The 2463-nt window shown below is 60.1% G+C and carries 2 protein-coding genes; both read left to right on the forward strand.

Annotated elements, in window-relative coordinates:
- Positions 1-81: 81 nt before the first annotated feature.
- On the forward strand, positions 82-1608 hold the full coding sequence (gene istA, locus M0654_RS22525) for an IS21 family transposase (RefSeq protein WP_118851503.1): 1527 nt from the start codon (positions 82-84) through the stop codon (positions 1606-1608).
- Entirely contained in the window at positions 1598-2410 is an 813-nt protein-coding gene (gene istB, locus M0654_RS22530; RefSeq protein ID WP_057352983.1) for an IS21-like element helper ATPase IstB, read from the forward strand. Before istA ends, istB begins: the two co-directional genes overlap by 11 nt.
- Positions 2411-2463 lie beyond the last annotated feature (53 nt).

Below are 2463 nucleotides of genomic sequence, written 5' to 3' on the forward strand. Positions count from 1 at the left end.
TGCGGGAAATTATCACTGAGATTTGACCCATGTTTCAATCATCCCTCGCGAGGTTTCAGCGGGGGCTTTGGAGTGATCGACATGGCGTTACTGAGCGTAATCCGACGCTGGCATTTTCGAGAGCATCTTTCGATTCGGGAGATTTGCCGCAGGACCGGCCTGTCCCGGAACACTGTCCGCAAATACCTGCGGTTGGACGGCGTCGAGCCGAAGTTCAAGGTCCCGGAGCGACCGAGCAAGCTCGACCCTTTCGCAGATCGGCTGTCGGCCTGGCTGAAGACGGAATCCAAGAAGGGCCGCAAACAGAAGCGCACCCTGAAGCAGCTCCACGCCGACCTGGTGAGCCTCGGCTATGACGGTTCCTACTGCCGTGTTGCAGCCTTTGCCCGGGAATGGAAGGCAGACCGGCAGAGGGAATTCCAGACGACGGGGCGCGGAACGTTCGTGCCTCTGGCCTTCGAGCCGGGCGAAGCGTTCCAATTCGATTGGTCGGAGGACTGGGCCATCATTGGCAATGAGCGCACCAAGCTGCAGGTGGCGCATACGAAGCTGAGTTACAGCCGCGCCTTCATCGTCCGTGCCTATCTCTTGCAGACGCACGAGATGCTGTTCGACGCCCACAACCATGCATTCCGGGTCTTCGGCGGCATCCCCGGTCGCGGCATCTACGACAACATGCGCACGGCAATCGACAAGGTCGGCCGTGGCAAAGAGCGTGACGTCAACATCCGCTTCCTGGCAATGGCCAGCCACTATGTGTTCGAACCCGAGTTCTGCAATCCTGCCTCCGGCTGGGAGAAAGGACAGGTCGAGAAGAACGTTCAGGATGCCCGTCATCGTCTCTGGCAGCCCACGCCGCGCTTTCCGTCGCTGGAAGCGTTGAACGACTGGCTGGAGCAGCGCTGCAAGGAATTGTGGGCGCAGACGCCACACGGCCAGATGCGCGGCACCATCGCTGACATCTGGGCTGAGGAAGCTTTGGTATTGATGCCGGTTTCCCGGCCGTTCGACGGCTTCGTCGAGTATACCAAGCGGGTCACGCCGACCTGCCTCGTCCATCTGGAGCGCAATCGCTACAGTGTCCCGGCATCCTTCGCCAATCGGCCGGTGAGCCTCCGGGTCTATCCGGACCGTATCGTTGTCGCCGCGGAGGGCCAGATCGTCTGTGAGCACCGCCGTGTCATCGATCGCTCTCATGATCGACCGGGACAGACGATCTACGACTGGCGGCATTATCTGGCGGTCGTGCAACGCAAGCCGGGCGCTCTTCGCAATGGTGCACCGTTCGTTGAGCTACCGGACGCATTCCGAGCCTTGCAGCAATACCTCCTGAAGAAGCCGGGTGGCGACCGCGAGATGGTCGATATCCTGGCGCTGGTCCTCCAGCACGACGAACAGGCCATCCTGTCGGCCGTGGACATGGCACTGAAGTCCGGCGTCCCCACGAAGACCCACGTGCTGAACCTGCTGCATCGCCTCGTCGACGGCAAATCCTTCACACCGCCCACCATTGACGCGCCTCAGGCCCTGACACTCATCAACGAGCCCAAGGCCAATGTCGAACGCTACGATGCGCTGAGAAAGACGGAGGCTCGCCATGCGTCATAATCCGGCAAGCGGCGCTATCGTCATCATGTTGCGGCAACTGAAGATGCACGGCATGGCCCAGGCCGTCGGCGAGCTCACGGAGCAAGGATCGCCGGCGTTCGAGGCGGCAATCCCGATCCTGTCGCAGCTTCTCAAGGCCGAGACTGCGGAACGCGAAGTTCGATCGACCGCCTACCAGCTCAAGACGGCACGCTTTCCAGCCTATCGTGATCTGAACGGCTTCGACTTCGCCAGCAGTGAGATCAATGAGGCGCTGGTGCGTCAGCTTCATCGCTGCGACTTCCTCGACGACGCCAACAACATCGTCCTGGTCGGCGGCCCCGGCACGGGCAAAACGCATATCGCCACGGCAATTGGTGTCCAGGCTATCGAACATCATCACAAGCGAGTTCGGTTCTTCTCGACCGTGGAACTGGTCAACGCGCTCGAGCAAGAGAAGTCCCAAGGCCGACCAGGGCAGATCGCCAACCGCCTGGCACACTCCGATCTCGTCATCCTGGACGAACTCGGGTACCTGCCGTTCAGTGCTTCAGGCGGTGCGCTGCTCTTCCATTTACTGAGTAAACTCTACGAGCACACGAGCGTCATCATCACCACCAATCTGAGCTTCAGCGAATGGGCCAGCGTTTTTGGCGATGCCAAGATGACCACCGCGTTGCTCGACCGGCTCACACATCATTGCCACATCCTCGAAACCGGAAACGACAGCTTCCGCTTCAAAAACAGTTCAGCCCATGAGCCCAAAACTACGAAGGAGAAACGCAGGAACTTGACCACCCCAACCACGACGGACGATACCTAAGGCGGGTCACTTCTCGGCGCAAATCCCGGGTCAGCTCTCAGTGCAAATCAACA

Source organism: Neorhizobium turbinariae (assembly GCF_023223505.1).
Classification (GTDB): Bacteria; Pseudomonadota; Alphaproteobacteria; order Rhizobiales; family Rhizobiaceae; genus Neorhizobium; species Neorhizobium turbinariae.